Here is a 24,443-nt window from a genome sequence, read left to right on the forward strand (position 1 = left end):
ACTATACGATGCTATTCGTTTCAAGTACGGATTCAACCAATGAAAATACTCGCCGCTCATTTTCAATTAGCCGATTATACGCAACTCATTTGAATAAGCTAGATTATACCCAAGTAACCTCAAGGCCACCTAACTGCATTTTCAAGTGCTTTGTGTACAGACTTAGCGTGCTTTAACCGCGTCTGCAAGCATATCGAGCATTTTTGCCGTGTCGTCCCAACTTAAGCAGGGGTCGGTAATTGACTGACCATACGTAAGGTTTTCAATATCGCACATAGATTGGTTGCCTTCGACCAAAAAGCTTTCGGCCATCACGCCGGCAATATAATGGCTACCTTCACGAATTTGCTGGCAAATATCTTGAGCGACTTCGAGCTGTTTACGATGCTGTTTTTGACAATTCGCGTGGCTAAAATCAACGACTAGACGCTGTGGAAGATCAAATTCAGCTAATGATCGGCATGCTGATGCGATTGATTCTGAGTCAAAGTTGGGGCCTTGATCACCGCCACGCAAAATAACATGCCCGTACGGATTCCCGCTCGTTCGATAAACTGTCATTCGCCCATTTTTGTCTGGCGAATAAAAATAGTGGGAAGCTTTAGCGGCTCGAATGGCATCGATAGCAATTTTCACATTGCCATTAGTCCCGTTTTTAAAACCCACAGGACAAGAAAGTGCCGACGCCATCTCACGATGAATTTGCGACTCTGTCGTTCGTGCGCCGATAGCTCCCCAAGAAATTAGGTCGGCAATATATTGACCTGTGATCATGTCGAGAAATTCGGTAGCAGTAGCAAGGCCAAGTTTGTTGATATCGAGCAGCAATTTACGTGCTTTTTGCAAACCTGTCTCTAAAGCGTATGTGCCATCAAGGTTAGGATCGGTAATAAGGCCTTTCCAACCAACAACGGTACGCGGTTTCTCAAAGTAGGTCCGCATGACTAAAAAGAGTTCGTTTTTGTATTGCTGCTGTAGTTGAGTTAAGCGTTTTGCGTACTCAACGGCCGCATCTGTATCATGTACTGAGCATGGTCCGACAATAACCAGTAAACGAGGGTCATTTCCGGATAAAATATCTTCGATTTGACGACGAGAATGAGCAATGCGTTCTGCAACATCATCCGTGATGGGGTAGGTAGAGCCAAGCTCTGCCGGGGTAGGCATTGGGCCAAGTGCTTGGGTTCTCAATTCATCGGTTTTTAAAGGCATATGTAGCTAAGATCTCTATTGCGAAGCGGTAAAGATAACGGAATTGTGCTTTAGAATAAACAATTTCGTATTCGTCCAGAGGTAAAATAACTCTCTATTTTTCCTCCAAATGATAAGGCAACTCGCAAAACTAAACGCTAAATTTAGACAGATTGTAAAATTAACGTTGAGGTAACTTTGCGAACCACGTTTGCAAAGTAACAAAAAATCGCTCTAAAAAATACAGTTAAGTAATCTCTCGATACAGTCTGTGTTAATGGGGTTGTAACATTTTTTTGACAATTAATGTTTTGGCTGGTTAACTGGTCAGATGACTCATTGTTAGGACACAGGGATGTTGAACTCATTGCAAAAAGCAAATTGGTACTTGCGCTACTTCGGTTGGCGTAAAGTGCCACTGATTGGCCTTTGTCGTCCAAAGCTCGTTAGTCTCACAGATGAGAGCGTCACTGTAATGATCCCTCTGCGCAGCCGGACCAAAAATCATTTAGGCAGCCTTTATTTCGGGGCGCTCGCGATTGGAGCCGATGTCGCAGGTGGCTTTCTGGCAATGAATAAAGCCCAACAATGTGGTAAAAAAATTTCGCTGGCGTTTAAAGGTATGACGGCAGATTTTTTGAAACGCCCTGAAGCGAATGTTTATTTTCATTGTGGCGATGGTTTGTTGATTGATGAAATGCTGGCCGAAGCGATCGCAACTGGCCAGCGCATCAATCAAGCGGTGACGATAACTGCAAAATGTCCATCACTTCATGGTGATGAGGTAATGGCACATTTTTCTCTTGTTCTATCCATTAAGGTTGTGAATTAGCCTCATTGAATGTTGCTAATGTCAATCGCTTCGATTGCCACAAGCTTCGAGCGATTCATGACGACTTTGAAGCGATAATAGTTGGGCTCGTCGGTATGATTATTCTCTTTGATGATCAAGTTAAGTAGGTGGCGCTTTTCGACAGAGTCACGAGTGACTTGCCCATCACTCAGACGATAAATTTTATTTGAGCCTTTATCCATCAGTCGCGTTAATGCGCGCAAGTTTAAGCTCAGCGTTTCACGGGTTTGCTCATAACCACTTAGAAAATGCGACGTTGTCATCTCGGTTTTTGAATGGTAGTGGAGTACCTGTTCTTCTCTTTGAACCACACGCTTTTTACGAATTTTTTGAATTCGATCTGGTAACTTAGAGTAGGTGGTGTAGTCGAGCCACTCCAGTTTTGCTCCGACGGTTTTACTGGTTGATGGGTCAATATAGCGGCGACGCCATTTCGGTTTACCTTTACGAATCCAGCGCCACATAATATCGCGTAAATCGTCTTTAAAGATTTCGCGTAGGGCATAAATAAACGAGAGCGCAATAATGAAAGAGGCTGAAATTTCACCCAAGTAGTCACGAGCCATGATCACCGTGGTAGTCACGACCACCATAACCAATCCAGTAGCAAGGCCTTTGATGAGGCGTCGCACGTTGTTACCCATGGAGATAATTTTCTCTCTCAGTACGATCGGATGTTCAATAAGTCTGCGCAATAGTCGCATTTTATTGGTCATTCGCGTGGGATCATCAACCGTACCTGCAGAGTTGTAATGATTTAATTTTCGGTGCGCTTGCTCCTTCTCACATAGCGTAATTAACCGTTCTTTGATGGTGGCGTAGTCACCTTCGCGAGGAAGGTGGGCAATAAGTGCGAGAAATTTTTGTTCGGTGTACCAAGACAAGTAGTTATCAATATTCACGTAATAACGCTTTTGTGCTTCTTCATAAGGCACAGCGCGTCTCAACCGTTTTAGAATATCCAGTGCGAGTTCAATGACTTGGTCTACCTCTTCCGCTGTGACGCTGTCACCTTTGTCTGGGCGCACAGCTTGTATGGCTTTATCGAGTGCGACCACATATTGATAAGCGTATAAACTCAAACTGACGCGATACTGTTGGTTTGATAAACGGCCACGTTGCGCAAGACGACTGTGAACCAGCGGGAGTAAGATTTTGTTACTGTAATAAACGCGCTTTTGCGTTATTGAACTGTAATAAAAATCACTTTCAGAAATCACCTCAGGGGTAAGGCCAAGCTCGCCAGGTACAAAGAGATAAATGTCCAAATCGAGAGCTTTGCTATTTGCTAAAGAGTGGCTAATTTTTAGCGTAATGGAATCTTGTTTGTCCACCGTAACCAAAGGGATGGCTCCTATCGGTAGCGCTTGTCAATGCGTTGGGCATTGATAGCGAAGGTCACTTATGAAGTAAAAAGTATAGGGTGCCAAAGAATGTAATGGTCCTATAACAAAGTCTATTCTTTTCCAGCGGTTAAGCGAGTTTTGATAAACTTGCGCAAGCATATCAGAGTTTGGGTATAATCTCTGTAAATTTACAGTGAGATAGAATGAATGATTAACGTTGGCCAGATTAACCGACTTACCGTCACCAGTTTAACCGACTTTGGGCTGTTTCTTGATGCTAAAGAGTATGGAACGGTGCTATTGCCTAAAAAATACTTGCAGGAAAATGTTGATGTTGGCAGCCAACTCAATGTTTTTTTGTACATTGATTCAGAAAAGCAGGTAGCGGCAACGACAGAGCAGCCTATTGCTCAAGTCGGTGAGTGGGGCTTGATGAAGGTTGAAAGTGTCAATAGCACTGGTGCGTTTGTCAGCTGGGGTATCAAGGAAAAAGATTTATTGATCCCTTATAGTGAGCAACGTGGCCGTTTAAGTGTGGGGCAAACGGTTTTAGTATATGTATACCGTGATAAAGCGTCTGAACGCATCGTTGGTACAACAAAATTCAATAAGTGGCTAGATAAAACACCGGCAAATTATACGATTAATCAGGAAGTCGATTTGCTTATCGCTGAGCGCTCTGAATTGGGCTTTAAAGCGATAATCAATGGCGCTCATTGGGGAATGATTTTTCCTTCGGACGTATTAGGTAAACTCTTCATTGGTAAGCGCTTAAAAGGTTACATTAAGTCTATTCGTGATGATGGGAAAATTGATTTGTCATTACAAAAAGTCGGCGTTGCAAAAATGGACGATCTTGCAAGTAAGATCCTTGAACTTTTAGCGAAAAAGGGTGGTTTTTTACCACTAAATGATAAGTCATCTCCAGATGCGATCTTTGCCGCTTTCAGAACCAGTAAAGGGACATTTAAGAAAACCATCGGCGGCTTATACAAGCAAGGAAAAATCGTTATTGAAGCAGATGGAATCCGTCTAGCTGAGTAGTTTTTTCTAAGAACGTCGTAGTCAAAAGCGCATTTAGCTAAGGCTGTTTGTGCTAAGAACAGCCCAATTTAGCGGGTTTTCATTTAACAGACAAAAAAATGGCCCAAAATCGTTCCTTTTCTGGGCCTAGGGGAAACGGCTCGTTAAGAGCCTGCGCTAAACTCTGCTGTTGTTCGAAAAGCGTGATGTTTTTCGAACACTTTTAGAGCTTAGTACATGCTTAAGCGGGTGTGACTAGAATTGTTGGCAATCTTGAGTTAACCGCAACTTATCTCAAAACTAAAACAAGTTTTTATCTCGGACCAGCTCTCGCGGTAAGCCATTTTTGATCCGCGAGCCGACCCATTTACCGAGACCAATCACAACGCCCTGATAAGCGACAAGAACTTCGCCTTGGCTGCCTGCCTGTGTTGGTCTGACGTCGCGCCCCATATACCATTCTCTAGCTTCATCAGTTGATAAAGCAACGATGCGATCTTCATAGCCAGTCGCAAGAGTTGTCGCGATTTGATGTTGCCATCGGTACCCATTTCGATGAGTTTCGGCAATTTTAATGCCCATTCGGGAAAATCTTAATTCGCCAAGCATTGGTTCGAGTGCGTCTGGAAATAGCCAGATCTCTTTATCTTGCGATTTCTCTTTTGAACGCAACCATAATGAACTCCTCTCAGGAATTTCGACGTCCAGACTCTCTTTTAGCGTTGCGGTGATCTGATCTCGTTCTTTAGCACTCGCTTTCGAAAACGGAAATTTACCGAGTCGTTTTTTAACATCAGGTGTTGTAACGGCGCTATTTTTTCGAATCCGAGCAATGAAAAAGCCTTCACTGTCATAGACTTGTGGGAAAACATGCAGAAAGCCTTCTTCGGTGGTGCTCAATTCAGCACTTGGAAAGAGTTCGCTTAGTGATTCGAATGTGACAGCGTCACCAAATGTATCTTTGAGATGTTGGCAAACCTCTTGGTTCTCCTCTCGGCTCAATGTGCACGTTGAGTAGACTAAAACACCGCCCACTTTTAACGCTTGAAATGCGCTAATAATTAGCGCCTTTTGCGTATGTGCAATGTCGATAACGGAATCTTGAGACCAATTTTTCATTGCATCTTCGTCTTTACGAACCGTGCCTTCACCTGAACAAGGGGCATCTAATAAGACGGCATCGAAATGCTCAGGTAGCCAGCTGCCAAATACACGGCCATCAAAATTGCTCAATGCGGTATTACGAACACCACAACGCTCTACGTTGGCGTGAAGTACTTTAACTCGGCTAGCAGAATATTCATTAGCAACCAGCACGCCTTGGTTATTCATAAGCGCGGCCATTTGGGTGGTTTTAGAACCTGGCGCCGAGGCGACATCAAGAACGCTTGTATAGCGAGCCTCGCTATCCGTTTTTTTATCAAATAATGCCGACGGGGGAAGCATAGAGCTGGCTTCTTGAATATAAAATAACCCAGACATATGCTCAGCTGTGTTACCCAGTGGGGTTATTGTCTCGTCTGCATCAATCCAAAAACCTTCCTCACACCAAGGAATTGGTGAAAGTACCCAACCTTTATCATTGGCCCGTGATGCAAAGTCTTCGACACTGATTTTTAAGGTATTCACACGGATACTTTTGCGCAATGGGCGCTGACACGCCGCAATAAAATCCGTCATCGATAGGGTAGAAGGCAGGATAGAAGCGATTTTGGTTAAGAATGCTTCTGGTAGGTAAACGTTAGCGTGCACAGCAAAGTCTCGCGCAAAAAATCAGGGCTCGAATGATAGCGTATTCTTGAACGGCAATCAGCCTCTTTGCACTCATCTTATGTCAACTTCGAAGTTTGACGACACATTTAAGGGCGTCACTGGCGAAAGCCTAACATGAATAAAAATCAAACCGCATTACGCGGCTTGATTTGGAGTGATTAGAAATGGTTTAAGGCTTGGGAATCGCGGTTCGCCACTGAACCCATTGTTCCTCAACATCTGGGTAGAGGAAGAAAAATTGTCCCGCTTTGGCTTTGGGTGCCAATTCTTTATCATCTGGTGTCGCGAAAGCGATGCCTCCTTTTAGTAAGGTCTCAAGGGTGCCCGTGCGTATATTGGCACCAGATAATCCAATGGAAACATCAAAGCCCGACACATTCCAAAAGAGGCTATTTTGGCGCACTAGGTAGGCATACTCTGGCCAAATTTCAATTTTTGCATTGATGCGATCGGCAAACTCTCCGAGATCAACCGAGAGCACTTCACCCACGGTAATTTGGCGATAAAGAATGGGGGTTCCAACCGCAATGGAGCCGCGCTGCTCGGCTTGTAAAGTAAATTCGACGCCACGCTGGCGCTGCCGATGATTTCCTAATGAGAACGCAAAATTGGGATTACCATTGAGATTGGGCTCGACTTGAATATAGGTACTAATCAAGGCATTGAGATTTTTTACCCCATTAAGGCCAATTTCTGGCTGAGTTAGCCAAAAATCGCTGCCACTTCGAGCAATAGCGTTGACATATTCAGGAAAGACGCGTGCTTGTGCTTTAACGTATTGTTGCTGAAAATTGGGGCGTACTGAAACCACTTCGCCAACTTTGACCCCTTGATACTGAATCGCCATTCCTTTTGCAAGCGACTGCTGGCCGTTAGTCGTCAATGAAATGAGCCGACCAAACTGTTGAGCGGTACGTTGGTCCGGGTAGAGTTTCCAGCGTTTACCGACGCGGTTTTCGACCCCTTCAATGGTGTCAAATGCGATTCCACCTTGCAGCAGCGTCTTAAGAGGAGAGGCTTTGATTTCAATACCGGCAAGCGAAGCGTCAATTTCAACCCCTGAGCGATTCCAAAAGACAGTCTGATTGTTAACGAGATGCGCGTACTGATTGTCGATACTGACAGTAACGCGAACTCCACTATCTTCCAGCTGGTAATCTTTCACATTACCGACAGGCAAGTTTCGATATAGCAGGGGGCTGCCTTTTGATATAGGCGGTAGGGTATTAGCAAACAGGGATAATGTTTTGGATCCCGTTTGACTGTACTGCGCAAGCTCAGCAAGTTCGCGGTTTTGGAATAATGGATAATGTTGACTGACCTTTTTAGAGCCGCTTGAGGTAAAGCTAATTGCGCCGCTGAGGAGCTGCTTTACTGGGGGAATTGAGACGTTTAATCCTGTTTCGGTCAAATCTGCGGTTGCGGCGCCCACAACATAAAAGCGATTGCTTGAACGGATAAGATCAGCGTATTGGTGATCTATGAGTGCATCAAGATAGACCGCTCCCTTTGATGTCGACGGCTGATGGCTAACTAAACCCACCTTAACCACAGAGCCAACCTCAACACCGTGATAGAGAATGTTTGCGCCCGCATCGAGACCAAAGGTGTTTTCTGCGAGCAGTCGAATCGCAACCGAGCGTGAGGTCTCTTCGTCAAAAGTATCTTGTAATATCGCTTTAAATCGACGAGTTTTATCGCCTTCACCGGGAACGATTGTGAGAAAGTTGCCAGTAACCAAGTTAGTGAGATTGGCAACCCCGTTGAGAGACAATTCGGCTTCTTGCAGTATTAGATGACTGCCCGTCGTTAACATGTCAGCAAATGCTGGCTGAACGGCTGCAGAGGCTAAAATTGATTTGTGATCATGGGATAATGAGACATTAGTGATACGACCGATCACAATGCCGCGGTACATGATAGGTGCATTTTGATGAACATCGTTGTTATCAGGTAGCTCTACTTTGATTGAGATCCCGCGACCTGCGGTTTCTAAATTAGGGTAGAGACGAAATTGAGTATCTGCTTCGATTGGCGCACCATCATCTGGTGAGTCAACCGCAATACCGCCTCCAATCAATGAGCTAAGACTTTCCAAATGGACATCGATGCCGTTAAATCCCAAACTGGCGCCGATGCCACTCACATTCCAAAAACGACTTTGATCATTGATGATATGACGATATTTATCATCAATACTGGCGTAAACTAGCACGTCAGTCGCGCTGGGGTTGAGCTTATATTGGTAGACCTCACCGATCGGGATCTTGCGGTAGAAGATTTGCGAGCCTACTGAAATACCACCCAAATCTTTTGCTTTGAGTGTGATTGACAGTCCGTCCTTAGCAGCAAGGTCGGCAGGGGCGCTCTTAAGCGCCGTAAACACTTTTGCAGGCTCCTTGCTTGTGCCTGGCTCTATGGCAATGTAGTTACCAGAGACCAGTGTTTCAAGGCCTGAAATACCCGACAAGCTTGCGACCGGTTTCACCATCCAAAAGCGAGTGCCTTTATTAACCAGCTTTTGCGCTTCTGGATAAATATCAGCCTCAACATAAATGCTGGAAAGATCTTTGGCGAGTTTGATATCTCGCACCATACCCACTTCAAGCCCCTCAAAACGAATAGTGGTACGGCCTGCAATAAGTCCTTGTGCATTATTAAAATAGATGTGGACACGATCGCCCGAATCCTCTAATGCTTTCAGTACAAGCCATCCGGCGAGCAGTAGAGTGAGAAGTGGAAAAGCCCAAAGTGGCGAAATACCACGTCGTTTTTTCACATTAGGCAGGTAAGTTTGTGGAGTAGGGTTATTATCGCTCATGCAATGACTTATCCTCAGTCGAACGCGGCTCATCCCATATCAAACGGGGATCTAAGCTTTCTGCGGCTAAAATAGTGAACACCACCACGACACCAAATGCAATTGCGCCATGTCCTGCAGTGAAATCTAAGATCTGACCTCGGTCCACTAAGGTCATCATGATCGTAATAACAAAGAGATCCATCATTGACCATTTCCCTATGGCGCGAACGATCCCAAACATCTTCATTCTATGTTGCTGATTAACATGCTGCTTAAGGTGGATACAAGCTAAAATGTAAACAAGCCCTAATATCTTACCGATAGGAACCAGTATACTGGCAAAGAAGATGATCATGGCAATGCCGTGCATACCATTTTTGATTAATGCCGCCACTCCAGAAAAAATCGTATCTTCCAAGCGCTGGCCATTAGTGATAATTACAGATATTGGCAGTAAATTAGCTGGGAAAATTGCAATCGTTGCCGTTAGTAGGTAAGCCCATGTCTTTTGTATTGAGTTTGGCATGCGATAGTGAAGTGGACTTTTACATCGGACACAGACATCATTTTCGGGCTGAGAGAGATGACAATGTTCACAATGACGTATTGGTGCAATAAAACCGTAGTCGACCTCGCGGTGCCATTGTGCCCAGTAGCGCCTAACTCGAAAGCGCGATAGCAACATAATCGACCCTAGCTGCAAAAGAATAAACCCAATGAGAGCCTTACCAATAAAAATATCTGCGTAGTCTTGCAGTTTAAAACTCGACACCGCGATACTGACTAAGAAGACGTCTAACATGACCCAATGCTTTAACACATTAATACTGTTAAGTGCGTATTTAAATGGTGAGAACAGGCGAAAATAAAGAGCGATGTGCACGGTAACAATCGCGAGACAGACAACGATTGGGGCAATAATACTGCAAAATGCAACTAACCCTGCCAGTTCAGGGAAGCCACCTTCTGTTAATGCGATAACGCCATCGGGTAGCGTGGCAGATATCGAAACCCCAAATAACAAAATACGAATATAGTCAAAAAATAGCGATGGCACGTAGAGCATGAGTAAGGTGAGTGCCAACGCTAAATTGCCTGATAGGCTGGCTTGTCCGCCGCGAAATAATTCGGTGCCACAACGCGGACAGCTGGCTTTAAGCCCAGGTTGTAACCTGTGAACGTCTACATGGAGATCGCACCCCTGACATAAGATAGTGTAGCGTCGAGATGGTGCGTTCTGATTTTTCATCTTAGTTGAGATCATAAAAGAGCCACGAAGGGAAGGCACTCCCTTGAGAATAGCGTCCCTTATGCGCTGGTTTGGATGGTGCCATACAGTGTTTGATACAGTCCATGTTGCTCAACCAATTCATTGTGTGTCCCTGTTTGAGTCACTTGTCCATCTTCAAGTACATAAATGAGGTCCGCTTGTTTTACCGCAGAAAGTCGATGGGCAATAATTAACGTCGTTCGACCTTGCAAAAATTGTGTTAACGCACGATGCAGAGCCGCTTCTGTTGCAGTATCTAGCGCAGAGGTGGCCTCGTCAAGAATCACAAATTTGGGATCACTTAACACCATTCGTGCTATTGCTAATCGCTGTCGTTGGCCACCAGAAAGGCGTATACCATTACGACCGACCTGAGTATCAAGCCCATCCGTTAATTGTCCAATAATATCATCTAACTGAGCAACCTCTAAAGCGTGCCACAGTTTCGACTCATCATAGTGTACGCCAAGCGTTAAATTGTGCCTTAGTGTATCGTTGAACAAAATAGGCTGCTGCAGTACAACGGCGATTTCATCTCTTATCACATCAAAGGAAATATCTTCCGTCAGCTCTCCATTAAAACGAATTGTGCCGCCATTAGGTTGGTAGACACCGATAAGTAGTTGAACAAGAGTTGATTTTCCGCCACCACTGGCACCAACGAGAGCTACTTTTTGGCCTGCTGGGATCGTCAGTGATAAATGATTAAGAACCTGATTGTCTTTATTATAGGCAAAAGTGACATCGTCAATCTCAATATCGATTTCACGTTCTTGAGAAAATGGATTAACTCGACTCTTAGGTCTTGATTCTTCCTCTAGCCCTAACAACGCGTTAATACGACCTAAAGCGGCTTTGGCACTATACCAAGAGAACTGAATCCCAAGTAACTCTTGAACAGGTGAAAGCATAAACCAAAGATAGCCAAAAACGGCAAAAATTTGGCCAATCGATAAATCACTAAACAAAACCATGAGCATCGCAACGGCACGGAATAGCTCAAAACCGATTAGAAACAGCAAGAAAGACAAACGACTTGCCGCTTCCGATTGCCATGCGTAACGGTCTGCATTAATACGAATCTGATCGGCATGGCCTTTAAGCTGGTCAAGAAACTCGCGCTCTCGATTGGCCGCGCGAAGCTGATAGATGCCGTCTAATGTTTCGACCAGCCGATTTTGAAAGCGTTCAAAGGCGATATTTTCATGTTTCTTAAGATGTTTTACTCGGCTACCAAGCATGCGTGAAAAATAAATCACCACAGGGTTTACTAAGAGAATAAATAGCCCTAGACGCCAGTCCAGCCAAAGCAAAATCGCCGCAGTTCCCATGACGGTTAAGAATGAAATGATAAATTTGGCCAGTGTCGAACCTATAAAGGTGTCAATGGTCTCAATATCGGTAATGAGGTGGGCATTGATACCACCGCTACCTTGGGTCTCGTATTGACGCATGCTAATTCTGCCCAATTTGTCGATCATTTTTACCCGCATTTGGTAGGTGATGGTTTTTGATACCAGGGTAAATTGTCGGCTCTGTAGAATGTTAAACGCTTGACTTGCAATGCGCATAACAATAACAAGGAGCAGTGTCATTGCAATGTAACCCGTCGCATTGTGCATCGACTGTGGCAGGAGATAGTTTAAAAATTCAACCCCTTGATCGGGTTTATTAAGAAGCACCTCATCGACCATTACCGGCATAAGGAGTGGAATGGGGACCGCGATTGCTGTGGCTAAAAGTGCGATCACATTCGCGAGCCAAAGTTTGCTGCGATGATTTTTTGCTTGTGTTAAAAGCCAAGTGCGGCTTATTGTGTCTTGGAATTGAGTCATATTGATGAGAATGGTTTCTATTTTTATTAACGTTTCTCATTTTATCGACTTCTTTAGCAACTCACCAGCATTAACGAAAAGTAAGCTGTTGTTGTGAAGCCAATTTGTTGTGAATTGTTGCGTTTTCTATCAAAGCGAACAGGACAACACCATTAGCCTAGTCCAATGAGCGGGAGTAGGTAAACGTAATCACTATGGATGCTCGTATGATTTTAGAAGACTACAAGACCTTAACTCGACAAGCTGTTGCATTGATTGAAAGTGAAACCAACCTTATTGCTAACTTAGCCAATCTTAGTGCGTTGCTTTATCTTGAGCTTGAAGAGATAAATTGGGTTGGCTTTTATCTTACCGACCCTCAAGAGCAAACTCACCCAGAACTCGTATTGGGCCCATTTCAAGGTAAACCCGCTTGCGTTCGTATTCCTTTTGGCAAAGGGGTCTGTGGTACGGCTGCCGCTTTAGACAAGGTTGTTCGCGTTGAAGATGTCCATCAATTTGAAGGTCATATCGCGTGCGACGCCGCAAGTAACTCAGAAATTGTGCTGCCGTTGCACATCAATGGAAAGGTTATTGGGGTACTGGATATTGACAGTCCCAATATCGCGCGTTTTACGCAGACAGATGAAAAAGGACTGCTTGAATTGATGACCCAAGTAGAAACCTTGCTTAATTCCCACGCGAACAGTGCATAAATTCGGTTCTTAGTGTGGTTTTTCATTCGCATGTCACTATAATACGAGATTATTTTTTACCTTAATGCTCCGCGGCCAAACCGCAACAATCAGGAACCCTCATGACTGAAAAGTTAAAAAACAGCAAAGAAGTTATTGCATACATTGCTGAATGTTTCCCTAAGTGCTTTACTTTAGAAGGTGAAGCAAAGCCTCTGAAAATTGGTATTTTTCAAGACCTTGCTGAGCGTCTTGCTGACGATGAAAAAGTGAGCAAAACTCAGCTTCGCGCAGCGTTAAGGCAGTATACTTCTTCATGGCGTTACCTCCATGGTGTTAAACCAGGAGCAACACGCGTCGATCTTGATGGCAACCCAGCTGGTGTGCTAGAAGAAGAGCACGTTGAACATGCGAAGACAACGCTTGCTGAAAGCAAAGCGAAAGTGCAGGCTCGTCGTAAAGAGCAAGCTCAGAAAGCTCGTGAAGAGAGCAAGCCAAAAACAAAGAAAGCACCACAAGCGCGTCGTGCTAAAAGCGCAAAAGCGCCAAAAGCTGCCGAAAAACCTGTAGAAACACGCGCTCTTACTGCCGATGAGTTTGTGACTGGCAAAGCGGTAAATGTGAATATGGGCAAAGGCAATATGGCCGCGACGATCGTTGAAATCAATAAGGATGATGTGCGTGTTCAGCTTGCAAACGGCCTACAAATGGTTGTGAAAGCGGAGCACTTGCGCGCATAAAGGAGACCCTCCTACGCATGAAACGCCGTGTACATTTAACACTGCTAGCTGCCAGCGTTTGCCTGGCAGCATCAGCACAGGCTATTGAAGCCAAACTCACTAAAGACGATCTCCCAAAACTGGTTGCAGAAGAGCAACATGAAACAGCCAGTAAACGCGTGACCTCTCGTCTTACTCGTTCTCATTACAAACATTTCGATTTGAATGACGCATTTTCTCAAGCGTTGTTAGCTCGTTATATCGATATGCTGGATTACAACCGCAATTTGTTTACCCAATCAGACATTGATTCATTTGATGCTTTCAGCACTCAAATTGACGATGAACTTAAAGCGGGCAAAAATAAGATTGCGTTCGATATTTACAATGCCTCTATGCTTAAGCGTTTTGAACAATTTCAATACGCTTTAGATCTGTTGGACAATGAAATTACGTTCGATAGCGACGAGTCAATCAATCTTGATCGTACAGATGCCGAGTGGCCTAAAGACCAAAAAGAAGTCAACGAGTTGTGGCGAAAGCGAGTCAAGTATGATGCGCTTAACCTTAAACTGACGGGAAAATCTTGGCCTGAAATTAAAGATGTGCTCGAAAAGCGTTATAACAATGCAATGAAGCGCATTACACAGACTCGAAATGAGGATGTGTTTCAGCTTTATATGAATGCATTTGCGCGCGAAGTGGATCCCCACACCAGCTATCTTTCTCCTCGTAGTGCAGAACAATTTCAATCAGAAATGAATCTGTCGCTTGAAGGCATCGGTGCGGTGCTGCAGATGACCGACGATTATACTGTGATTCGTTCTCTTGTTGCTGGTGGACCTGCGTCTAAAAGCAAACAAATTGGCGAAGGTGACCGAATCGTTGGCGTAGGTCAAGATGGCGAAGAGATTGTCGATGTTATTGGCTGGCGTTTAGATGATGTAGTGCAATTAATTAAAGGGCCGAAAGGCACCAAAGTTAATTTGCAAATTTTACCCGAAACGAATGGGGCCAAGAGTTACGTTGTCACAATAGTTCGAGATAAAATTCGTTTAGAAGACCGCGCTGTTAAGTCGAAAGTCATTGAGGAACACGGTAAAAAAATTGGTGTTCTTGAAGTGCCCAGTTTTTACGTAGGCCTTGCAGCCGACACAGACAAGTTGATTACCGATCTAAAGCAACAAGACATCGATGGCATTATTGTCGATTTGCGTAATAACGGCGGTGGTGCATTAACAGAAGCAACGGCTTTGACTGGGCTCTTTATTGAAAAAGGCCCAGTTGTGCAAGTTCGTGATAGCTATGGTCGAGTTAAAGTCAATTCAGATACTGACGGTGCTATTAGTTATGCAGGTCCGGTTGGGGTTTTGGTGAATCGCTATAGCGCATCTGCGTCTGAGATTTTCGCGGCAGCATTGCAAGATTATGGTCGTGCGGTGGTCCTTGGTGAAAACTCGTTTGGTAAGGGTACGGTGCAACAACATCGTGGACTTGCGGAGATATACGATATTTTTCCGCAAGAACTGGGTTTTGTGCAGTATACAATTCAAAAATTCTATCGAATTGATGGTGGGAGCACACAGAATAAAGGGGTTGTACCTGATATCGCGTTTCCTACCCCGATAGATCCAGCAGAAACAGGTGAAAGTGTTGAAGACAACGCACTTCCTTGGGATCAAATCGAGAAGGCGAAATACAATAGACTATCCAACAATGGTGTGATGATTGAAGCCTTGAGTAAACAGCACAATCGTCGCATTGCTAAAGAGTTGGAGTTCTCCTTTATCAATGAAGATATTGCACTTTATCAAGAAGAAAAAGATGACTTTACCGTCTCATTAAACGAAAAAATGCGCAAAGCAGAAATGGACGATGCGGATGCACGTCAGCTGAAGCGTATTAACGAGCGTCAACGTTTACTGGGGCAAAAGCCATTTGCGACACTTGATGATGTACCGAAAGATTATGAAGCCCCTGATGCATATTTGGATGAATCGGTTGCTATCATGATTGATATGATACGACTGCAAAAATCTTAGAAATGAGAGCGGACCGAAAGGTCCGCTTTTTTTATGCAACTGATTTTATTTCGCGTCACTCTTTTAAAGCTATGTTAATCAGCATTAAATCAATTTGTTATACAGTGAAACTCGTTATCAACCAGTGCAATTCTCAGCATTGATAAAAAATTGCTGTTATTTCGTATCGTGATCAAGATCAAATTTTGTCGCGCAACATCGTCGTTCTACCTACGCTTAAAGTGAACTTGAAGCGGAGGGAAGACAATGAGATGGCTAATCCTATTTTGTGCAACAATATCGATGAACGTGTTTTCAGCAGAGATTGATACGGCAACTAAAAAACAAGATCTAACCACATTTGATACGCCGCTTCTTTTGGGGGACTGGTATCTTGTAAACCCAAATCCAGACTCTGGAGAGGAAGATTTTCGTGCAATAAAACTCACGCTCAAGTCGAACTATGAATTTAAAATTGATATTCAAAAATTAGATTACAGTGTTGATCAGTGGGAAGGGATGTATAACGCTAATGAAGATACGATTATTTTAGGTGTTAACACCAGCGAACCGCAGGTCTACGGCTACCAAAATAACCAACACATGCTTTCTTTGAATGGTGTTACTTTCACTAAGGGGCTGTCAGACCGTTTAGCAGGCGCTTGGTCAAGTGCGCATCTTGCCGGAGAAGATCTGGCCGCGAGTAACATTAGCCAAATGGATTTAATACTCCAGCCAGATTTTATTTTCATGTTCCGAGTTGTTGATACGGCGGGCGTCGAAAAAATTGAGCAGGGCGTTTATTACACAGAAGGTAATAACCTCGTGTTGTTATATGAAAATGGTGAGCATGACACCACCTATCGTTTGGAGTCTGGTCAGCTAATGCTTGGTGATGAAAATTCTGGAGGTATGTTCGCAGTGCTTGATCGAGTGCCACAATAGCAAAACCAGCCATTCCTTCTAGGTATAAAAACAGGTTCCAGCATAGGTACCTGTTTTTTTGTTGAGACCCTTGTTTTTTGCCTATCTAACCAACATATCAAAGAAATCTATTGCGCTAATAAGGATGTCTTACATGACTCACGCACCTCAAGCTAAGTACCGAAAGGATTACCAAGCGCCAACACATACTATTACTGATATTGATTTGGTCTTTGACCTACACGATACCGCGACCCTTGTGACCGCAATTTCAGCCGTTCAGCAACAAACAGATCTCAATCAGCTTGTATTAGACGGTGATAACTTAACTCTAAAAAGCGTTCGAGTTGATGGCGCGGATTGGTCAGATTATCAACAAACAGAGGGCCAACTGCAGCTTAATAACTTGCCTGAAACATTTGAGCTAGAAATTGTGACCGAAATTAACCCTGAGGCGAATAGCGCTTTGGAAGGGTTATATAAATCGGGTGGTGCATTTTGCACTCAATGTGAAGCAGAAGGTTTTCGTCGAATCACATACTATTTGGATCGTCCAGACGTATTAGCTAAGTTCACGACAAAGGTGATGGCAGAGAAGTCGCTTTACCCATTTTTGCTAAGTAATGGTAATCGAGTTGACGAAGGTGAGCTTGAAAACGGACGTCACTGGGTAAAATGGCAAGATCCGCATCCAAAACCAGCTTACTTGTTTGCCTTGGTCGCTGGGGATTTCGATGTCCTGCGCGATAAGTTTATTACGCGCTCAGGGCGCGATGTCGCATTAGAAATCTTTGTTGATAAAGGCAATCTCGACCGCGCTACTCATGCAATGACTTCATTGATTAACTCAATGAAGTGGGATGAACAGCGATTCGATCTAGAGTATGACTTAGATATCTATATGATTGTCGCGGTTGATTTTTTCAACATGGGCGCTATGGAAAATAAAGGTTTGAACATCTTTAACTCAAAATTTGTTCTTGCCAACGATCAGACGGCAACAGATAGCGAGTATCTGGGTATCGAAGCGGTGATCGGTCATGAGTATTTTCATAACTGGACAGGCAATCGAGTGACGTGTCAGGATTGGTTTCAGTTAAGCCTTAAAGAAGGATTAACCGTATTCCGTGACCAAGAATTTTCTTCTGATCTTGGTTCTCGCACCGTAAATCGTATTAACAATGTCAAAATTATTCGTGGGCCGCAATTTGCGGAAGATGCCAGTCCGATGTCTCATCCCATCCGTCCTGAGAAAGTGATTGAGATGAACAACTTCTATACATTGACTGTGTATGAAAAGGGCAGCGAAGTGATCCGCATGTATCATACTTTGCTTGGCGAGGCGGGTTTTCAAAAGGGTATGAAGCTCTATTTTGAACATCATGATGGTACCGCGGCGACTTGTGAAGATTTTGTCAGAGCAATGGAAGACGCGAATGGTGTCGATTTAACTCAGTTCCGCCGTTGGTATAGCCAGTCTGGAACACCTGTGGTTAGCGTCACAAGTGACTATGACGCCATTAAGCAAACTTATTCACTCACAATTAACCAGATGACGCCTGCCACACAGGATCAGAAAGAAAAACTGCCGCTTCATATTCCATTTGATATCGAGCTTTATGCCAAAGACGGCTCAGTGTTTGAGTTGATAAGTGGTGGTAAATCATTGCATCATGTTTTGAATGTCACCGAAGCAAGCCAGACTTTTGTTTTTGATAATATTAGCGAAGAGCCGATTCCTTCTTTGCTTCGAGAGTTCTCGGCACCGGTTAAATTGGAATATAACTACAGTGATGCAGAACTTGCCTTTTTGATGATTCACGCAAGTAATGGTTTTTCACGCTGGGATGCAAGTCAGATGCTGCTTGCTAAACACATTAAAGCTAATGTGGCACTGAGTGAAAAAGGTGAGTTGTCAGCTATCAGTTGGCCCACTCATATGGTAGACGCCTTCCGTGGTGTTTTACTGAGTGAAAATTTAGAGCCAGCTTTGATTGCACAATTTATGACATTGCCAAGTCATAATGAGGTTAGTGGATGGTATCAACGTGTCGATGTTGATGCTATTGCACAGGTTTTACAGAGTCTAACAGTATGTTTTGCTAGCGAACTAGCGGATGAACTGAGTGCGGTATATCACAACCTGAAACAAACCGAATATTCAATTGATCATGCCGCGATAGGCGAGCGGGACTTGAGAAATACCTGTTTGCAGTATCTTGCCTACACACCAGATGGTAACCAACTGGTTGAACTTCAATACACAAACTCTACTAATATGACAGATACGATTGCTGCAATGAAAGCGGCAAACGACGCTCAACTTGAGTGTCGTGCGTCACTCATGGCTGATTATAGTGAGAAATGGCAGCACGATGGTCTAGTAATGGATAAATGGTTTGTGCTTCAAGGGAGTAATCCTGCTAAGAATGCGTTGGAAAATTTGAAGGTGACAATGTCACATCCTGCGTTTAGCCTCAAGAATCCTAACCGCACCCGTAGCCTCATCGGTTCGTTTCTTAATATGAATCCGGTTAATTTTCATGACCGCTCTGGTGCGGGTTACCGCTTTGCCGGCCAGATTCTACGTGAGTTGAACAGCAGGAATCCTCAAGTTGCTTCTCGTTTAATTGACCCGCTATTGAAAATGGCGAAATACGATGATGAACGCCAGAACCTGATTCGAAGAGAGCTCGAAGGGCTAAAGGCTTTAGATAATCTTGCCAATGACTTATTTGAGAAAGTCACAAAGGCGCTCGAGGGCTAATTTTAAGTTGAATTCGGTCTGCTGCATTATGTTGGTTATATACCCAAACAACTTGGTATACTTAGGCGCTAGGGTATATGAAGGTGCAGCAGACCGATGAACCGTTATTATTTTTCGCTTAATATCAGTTATCACACATTTTTACAGCACTATTCTGGGGCGGCCAGTCAAGTTCAAGTGATTACCGATAACGGACTGCGTTTGCAAATGCCAGCCACGAGGCTGCGTCCTTTTTTAACTCAGCTTGGCCTAAAAGGTCGTTTTCGTTTAATGACCACGACCACCAACAAATTCCACTCTTTAGAACAACTTTAATCGCTCAACCCCGTTTTCCTTACCTATCCTTATGATGTATTCATTAGAAAGTCATAGGTAGGCTGGTTATGTCCCAACCGCGCACTGTTGTCCCTGTTTTACTCGATAAAGTATATCAACGTATCCAGGCGAAATTTGAATCGTCGCAGTGTGCACTGCTGTTAAGCTTAGCAAAACGCCTTTTCAGTAACGTGAGTGAAGAGGACCTACTTGCTCGAGATCCGGCGGATTTGTACGGAGCAGTCGTCAGCTTGTGGCAGCGCTTAGCTATGCATAAAGCAGACGATATTTCGGTGAGCGTATTTAATCCTGATGTCACTCATCAAGGGTGGCAATCTAATCACACAGTCATCGAGATTGTGATTAAAGACAGTCCATTTCTGGTTGATTCTATCAAAATGGCTCTATCTCGGTTGGGATTAACAACTCACCTCATGTTAAGTAATCCAGTGCGAATCAAACGGAACAAGCAAGATAGCATCATTGAAATTGGTCGCGATAAAGGTGAAACCTTGTCGCTCTTTCATCTTGAAGTCGACTGTTTGAGTGATGCTCAAGAGATGAATAACCTAAAAAATGAACTGCTTTGTGTATTAAACGATACTCGCTTGGTGGTGAGCGACTGGCAGCCAATGGTGGACAAGCTTAAAAGTATCACTACCAACCTTTCTGCGTTACCGTGTAACAATGAAGGCATCGAAGAGCGACGTAAAGAAACCATCGCGTTTCTAAACTGGATGACTAAGCACAATTTTACTTTTATGGGGTACAAGGAATTCGATCTTGTAGGCAAGGGCGATGCAAAGGAACTTGTACCGACAAAAACAGCAGGTCTAGGTCTGTTTGCGCAAACAAGCCATGTCCATAAAGTAAAATTAAGTGAGCTATCAACAGCGGCAAGACTTGAAATTCAAAAAGATGAAATCTTAGTACTGACAAAGGGAAATCAGGCTTCAAGAATTCATAGGCCTGCTTACTATGATTATGTTGGTATAAAAAAATACGATGAGAAAGGCCGTGTCTGTGGTGAGCACCGCTTCACGGGGCTTTACACATCTGCGGTTTATAACCAAACCGTGGCGAACATTCCTTTAGTCCGTGACAAAGTAAATCGCATTCTTGACACCAGTGGTTATTTGAAAGGGTCTTATGCATTCAAAGCATTACACAATATATTAGAAAACTACCCTCGAGATGAACTACTGCAAGCAAGTGAAGAGGCGTTATTAGACGTCGGCAAAGGTGTGGTGCAGATGCAAGATAGAGATATGCTGCGTTTGTTCGTTCGCCGTGATCCCTTTGGCCGATTCTTTAGTGCAATGGTTTACGTTACCAAAGAGCGTTACAACACTCAATTACGTCGACAAACCCAAAAAATATTTCAAACGCACTTTGGTAGTGATAAAGCAGTCGAGTTTACGACATTTTTTTCTGAAAGCTCCTTGGCCAGAACCCACTACATTGTTCGTGTCGAGAACAATGAGCAGACTATCGATGTAAAAGCCATTGAAAGCGACTTAATTGAAGCTGCTTCAACGTGGTCAGATAGATTAAAGCACTCTTTGATGGCGCATCAAGGAGAAAGTCTTGGTATTAAGCTCTTTAAGCAATATCAAAACTCATTTTCTCATTCATATCAACATGATGTGATGCCAAGTTCCGCTGTGGCAGATATTGATCAACTGCAACACCTTGACGACGTTAATCGATTAGGAATGCTATTTTATCGCCCACAAGAGCTTACCAGTCATTCACAATCGGTACACTTAAAGCTTTATCATCGAGATGATCCATTGCATTTGTCTGATGTGATGCCCATCTTAGAAAATCTTGGCCTTAGGATCATTGGTGAGTCACCTTATGAAATCAGACGAACCGATGGCCAGGTCTTTTGGATCCTGGATTTTTCTATGCTGCGCAATCGAGATCATTCATTTGATCTTGATGAAGCAAGAGAGCGGCTACAGGATGCTTTCGCTGCAATTTGGTACCGTAAACTCGAAAACGATGGCTTTAATCGATTAATATTAGCGACGAAACTCACTGGGCGGGAAGTTGTCATTCTTCGTTCGTACGCAAGATATATGCGTCAAGTTGGTTTCCCTTTTAGTCAGCAATATATCGAGAATACTCTGGCGAATCATGCCAATTTAGCCGAAAGCTTGGTTGAATTATTCAAAGTTCGTTTCAACCCACGCTCAAGCAATCGTGATGATCGGCAGCAAAGTTTGATTTCTCTTCTTGATGATCAGCTCAAGAAGGTCGAGAGCTTGGATGATGACCGCATTGTTCGTCGCTATATGGATATGATTTTGGCGACTCAGCGTACCAATTATTTTCAAACCAATGAGTCGAACGAACCCAAAGCTTGGTTGTCACTAAAACTTGCGCCAACAAAAATTCCTGAAATGCCGTTGCCAATCCTTAACCACGAAATTTTTGTCTACGCAACGGATGTTGAAGGGGTTCACCTGCGCGGCGGAAAAATCGCACGAGGAGGACTGCGCTGGTCGGATAGGCAAGAAGATTTTCGAACCGAAATTCTTGGATTAGTAAAAGCGCAGCAAGTGAAAAATACCGTCATTGTGCCCGTTGGTGCTAAAGGTGGTTTTGTCTGTAAGCATCAAGCCAAATTTGAAGAGCGAAACGCCTTACTGGCAGAGGGCCAGCGCTGTTATCAAATATTCATTCGTGGCCTCCTTGATGTGTCCGATAACATTGTCGAAGAGAAAGTGGTTTCACCACCAAATTGCATTTGTCACGATGATGATGATCCTTATCTTGTTGTTGCTGCGGACAAAGGGACAGCGACGTTTTCTGATCTTGCCAACCTTGTGGCCGCGGATTACCAGTTTTGGCTCGATGATGGATTTGCGTCTGGTGGCTCCAACGGCTATGACCATAAAGCGATGGGCATTACGGCTAAGGGCGCCTGGGAGTCAGTAAAACGGCATTTTCGTGAAATGGGAGTCAACTGCCAAGAAGATGCTATTACCGTGGTCGGTATTGGTGATATGGCTGGGGATGTATTTGGCAATGGTATGCTGTTGTCCAAGACGATCCATTTACAAGCGGCGTTTAATCATCAACATATCTTCATTGATCCCACACCGAATGCAAAAACGAGCTGGAAGGAAAGGGAGCGCCTTTTTTATCAAACGGGCTCAAACTGGGAGGATTATGATCGGTTGTTGATCTCTAAAGGCGGTGGGATCTTTTCGCGGCGCGCCAAATCGATTGACTTGTCGCCTGAGATCCAACGCTTGATTGGCACCGATGCGCAGCGACTCACACCCAATGATCTTATTAAGGCGATACTCAAACTACCTGTTGATTTACTTTGGAATGGAGGGATTGGAACCTACGTTAAAGCCTGCACGGAAGATCATTTGCAGGTAGGGGACAGAGCCAATGACGCCTTAAGAATTAACGGTAATGAGCTCAATGCAAAAGTGGTCGGTGAAGGTGGTAATCTCGGGATGACGCAGTTGGCACGAATTGAATTCGCTTTGCGCGGTGGTAGAGTCAACACAGATTTTGTCGATAATGTCGGTGGCGTTGATTGCTCAGATAATGAAGTTAACATCAAGATTTTGCTTAATCAGCGTGTATCGGCAAGTGATTTAACCTTAAAGCAGCGTAATCAGTTACTTGAACGAATGCAAGATGAGGTAAGTACATTGGTTCTTTCTCATGCATATCAGCAAGCCGAATCGATTTCTGTCACTGAGTCATTGGGCGTGAAACCCACGAAAGAACATATTCGTTTCATTCACGGACTCGAAAAAACCGGATTACTTGATAGGGCATTAGAAGGCTTGCCGAATGATGAATCCTTGTATGAGCGAGAGAAAAAAGGACTAGGTCTTACGCGGCCTGAACTCGCTGTATTAACGGCTTACGCCAAAATGGCGTTGAAACAGACAGTGATGGAACCACTCATTGTTGATGACCCATTCCACCAGCGTCAATTAGAGCACTATTTCCCCTCAGAGTTACGTGGTAACTTTGAACGGTATATGTTAGAGCATCCTTTATGCTCAGAAATCATTGCAACCTCGGTAGCCAACCAAATTGTCAACGAAATGGGTGCCAATTTCGTCTCACGCTTGCAAGAAGAGACAGGCTCGAGTTCTGCTGAAGTGGCAAATGCATATTGTGCTGCGCGAGAAATTTTTTCGGTCGGCGTCTTATACCAAGAGATTCGGGGCCTAGATAATCACGCCCAGTGTGACGCCCAGTATCACTTGTTTTTACTATTGCGACAAACGCTTCGGCGCTTAACACGCTGGCTGATTCGTAACAGATTCGCAAAGCAGTCAGTTGATACTCTGGTTGCCAAGTTCAAACCGTCAGTCGAGGCACTTCAGCAATGTCTTGAAAACGTGATCAGCAAAGAAGAACAGGCTGAATGTGAAGATTTGATGCTTAAGTGGGTTGAGTTGGGTATTACCGATTCACTGGCTAAGCAAGTGTCATTGCTGCCTGCGCTTCAAAGTGCGTTTGATATATCGACAGTGGCAACGGAGCTGAAGCAAACCATTGTGACGACCGCTCGAGCCTATTTTTATTTAGGGCAGCGGCTGGATCTGTATTGGTTTATGCAACAAATTAACACCCAAGCGGTAGAGAATTATTGGCAAGCCTCGGCCAGAGCCGCATTTCGAGAAGATTTAGAATGGCAACAAAGGCAGCTTACACAACAAGCGCTGAAATGTACTGAATGTGGCCACGACAACGTGATTAATTCGCTTAATCAATGGTTAAGCCGTAATCAATCCTCCACTGAACGTTGGACGAATATTCTTAACGAATTTAAAGTTGGCACTGCTCATGAATTCGCCAAGTTCTCAGTTGCTCTGCGAGAATTATTACTTTTAAATTTGAATTGTTCTTCAAATGAGTAATAATACAGCCCCGTTTACACGG

The 24,443-nt window shown here is 44.0% G+C and carries 15 protein-coding genes; 9 read left to right on the forward strand and 6 right to left on the reverse strand.

Annotated features, from left to right (window positions below):
- Positions 1 to 162 precede the first annotated feature (162 nt).
- On the reverse strand, positions 163 to 1,212 hold the full coding sequence (locus HGP28_RS06440; protein WP_168835635.1) for a 3-deoxy-7-phosphoheptulonate synthase: 1,050 nt from the start codon (positions 1,210 to 1,212) through the stop codon (positions 163 to 165).
- Between the two features lie 334 nt (positions 1,213 to 1,546).
- Between HGP28_RS06440 and HGP28_RS06445 the strand changes: the two genes are divergently transcribed.
- Positions 1,547 to 2,023 (forward strand): PaaI family thioesterase, encoded by a 477-nt coding sequence (locus tag HGP28_RS06445; RefSeq protein ID WP_168835636.1) that lies wholly within the window; start codon positions 1,547 to 1,549, stop codon positions 2,021 to 2,023.
- A 2-nt stretch (positions 2,024 to 2,025) separates the two neighbouring features.
- On the opposite strand, the gene HGP28_RS06450 is transcribed toward HGP28_RS06445, so the two are convergent.
- A complete protein-coding gene (locus HGP28_RS06450) occupies positions 2,026 to 3,387 on the reverse strand; it encodes a hypothetical protein (RefSeq protein ID WP_168835637.1) in 1,362 nt (453 codons plus the stop codon).
- A gap of 210 nt (positions 3,388 to 3,597) precedes the next feature.
- On the opposite strand from HGP28_RS06450, the gene HGP28_RS06455 reads away from it, so the two are divergent.
- Complete coding sequence (locus tag HGP28_RS06455; RefSeq protein ID WP_168835638.1) at positions 3,598 to 4,434, forward strand: CvfB family protein; 837 nt, start codon at positions 3,598 to 3,600, stop codon at positions 4,432 to 4,434.
- A gap of 279 nt (positions 4,435 to 4,713) precedes the next feature.
- Here HGP28_RS06455 and rsmF read toward each other — a convergent pair whose 3' ends face one another.
- The 4 genes from rsmF to HGP28_RS06475 all read right to left on the reverse strand — a co-directional run bounded on the left by rsmF (position 4,714) and on the right by HGP28_RS06475 (position 12,094).
- Positions 4,714 to 6,165, reverse strand: a complete 1,452-nt coding sequence (rsmF, locus tag HGP28_RS06460; protein ID WP_168835639.1) for a 16S rRNA (cytosine(1407)-C(5))-methyltransferase RsmF — start codon at positions 6,163 to 6,165, stop codon at positions 4,714 to 4,716.
- A 190-nt stretch (positions 6,166 to 6,355) separates the two neighbouring features.
- Positions 6,356 to 9,007: an MlaD family protein gene (locus tag HGP28_RS06465; RefSeq protein ID WP_168835640.1), complete on the reverse strand. Its 2,652-nt coding sequence runs from the start codon at positions 9,005 to 9,007 to the stop codon at positions 6,356 to 6,358.
- Positions 8,997 to 10,253, reverse strand: coding sequence for a PqiA/YebS family transporter subunit (locus HGP28_RS06470; RefSeq protein ID WP_211091908.1), 1,257 nt, complete (start codon positions 10,251 to 10,253; stop codon positions 8,997 to 8,999). Before HGP28_RS06470 ends, HGP28_RS06465 begins: the two co-directional genes overlap by 11 nt.
- Before the next feature lie 44 nt (positions 10,254 to 10,297).
- The gene (locus HGP28_RS06475; protein ID WP_168835642.1) at positions 10,298 to 12,094 is read right to left on the reverse strand and encodes an ABC transporter ATP-binding protein; all 1,797 of its coding nucleotides are present in this window, start codon (positions 12,092 to 12,094) and stop codon (positions 10,298 to 10,300) included.
- Positions 12,095 to 12,300: 206 nt separating this feature from the next.
- On the opposite strand from HGP28_RS06475, the gene HGP28_RS06480 reads away from it, so the two are divergent.
- The 7 genes from HGP28_RS06480 (at position 12,301) to HGP28_RS06510 (ending at position 24,421) form a co-directional block, all read left to right on the forward strand.
- On the forward strand, positions 12,301 to 12,789 hold the full coding sequence (locus HGP28_RS06480; protein WP_168835643.1) for a free L-methionine (R)-S-oxide reductase MsrC: 489 nt from the start codon (positions 12,301 to 12,303) through the stop codon (positions 12,787 to 12,789).
- A gap of 101 nt (positions 12,790 to 12,890) precedes the next feature.
- Positions 12,891 to 13,508 (forward strand): RNA chaperone ProQ, encoded by a 618-nt coding sequence (proQ, locus tag HGP28_RS06485; RefSeq protein WP_168835644.1) that lies wholly within the window; start codon positions 12,891 to 12,893, stop codon positions 13,506 to 13,508.
- Between the two features lie 17 nt (positions 13,509 to 13,525).
- The gene (gene prc / locus HGP28_RS06490; RefSeq protein WP_168835645.1) at positions 13,526 to 15,529 is read left to right on the forward strand and encodes a carboxy terminal-processing peptidase; all 2,004 of its coding nucleotides are present in this window, start codon (positions 13,526 to 13,528) and stop codon (positions 15,527 to 15,529) included.
- A gap of 246 nt (positions 15,530 to 15,775) precedes the next feature.
- Positions 15,776 to 16,453 (forward strand): hypothetical protein, encoded by a 678-nt coding sequence (locus tag HGP28_RS06495; protein WP_168835646.1) that lies wholly within the window; start codon positions 15,776 to 15,778, stop codon positions 16,451 to 16,453.
- A 133-nt stretch (positions 16,454 to 16,586) separates the two neighbouring features.
- The gene (gene pepN / locus HGP28_RS06500; RefSeq protein WP_168835647.1) at positions 16,587 to 19,199 is read left to right on the forward strand and encodes an aminopeptidase N; all 2,613 of its coding nucleotides are present in this window, start codon (positions 16,587 to 16,589) and stop codon (positions 19,197 to 19,199) included.
- A 96-nt stretch (positions 19,200 to 19,295) separates the two neighbouring features.
- The gene (locus HGP28_RS06505; RefSeq protein ID WP_168835648.1) at positions 19,296 to 19,514 is read left to right on the forward strand and encodes a DUF2835 domain-containing protein; all 219 of its coding nucleotides are present in this window, start codon (positions 19,296 to 19,298) and stop codon (positions 19,512 to 19,514) included.
- A gap of 68 nt (positions 19,515 to 19,582) precedes the next feature.
- Positions 19,583 to 24,421 carry an NAD-glutamate dehydrogenase gene (locus HGP28_RS06510; protein ID WP_168835649.1) on the forward strand — a complete coding sequence of 1,613 codons (4,839 nt, stop codon included), beginning with the start codon at positions 19,583 to 19,585 and terminating at the stop codon, positions 24,419 to 24,421.
- Positions 24,422 to 24,443: the final 22 nt, after the last annotated feature.

This window comes from Vibrio agarilyticus, from assembly GCF_012641465.1.
Lineage (GTDB): Bacteria > Pseudomonadota > Gammaproteobacteria > Enterobacterales > Vibrionaceae > Vibrio > Vibrio agarilyticus.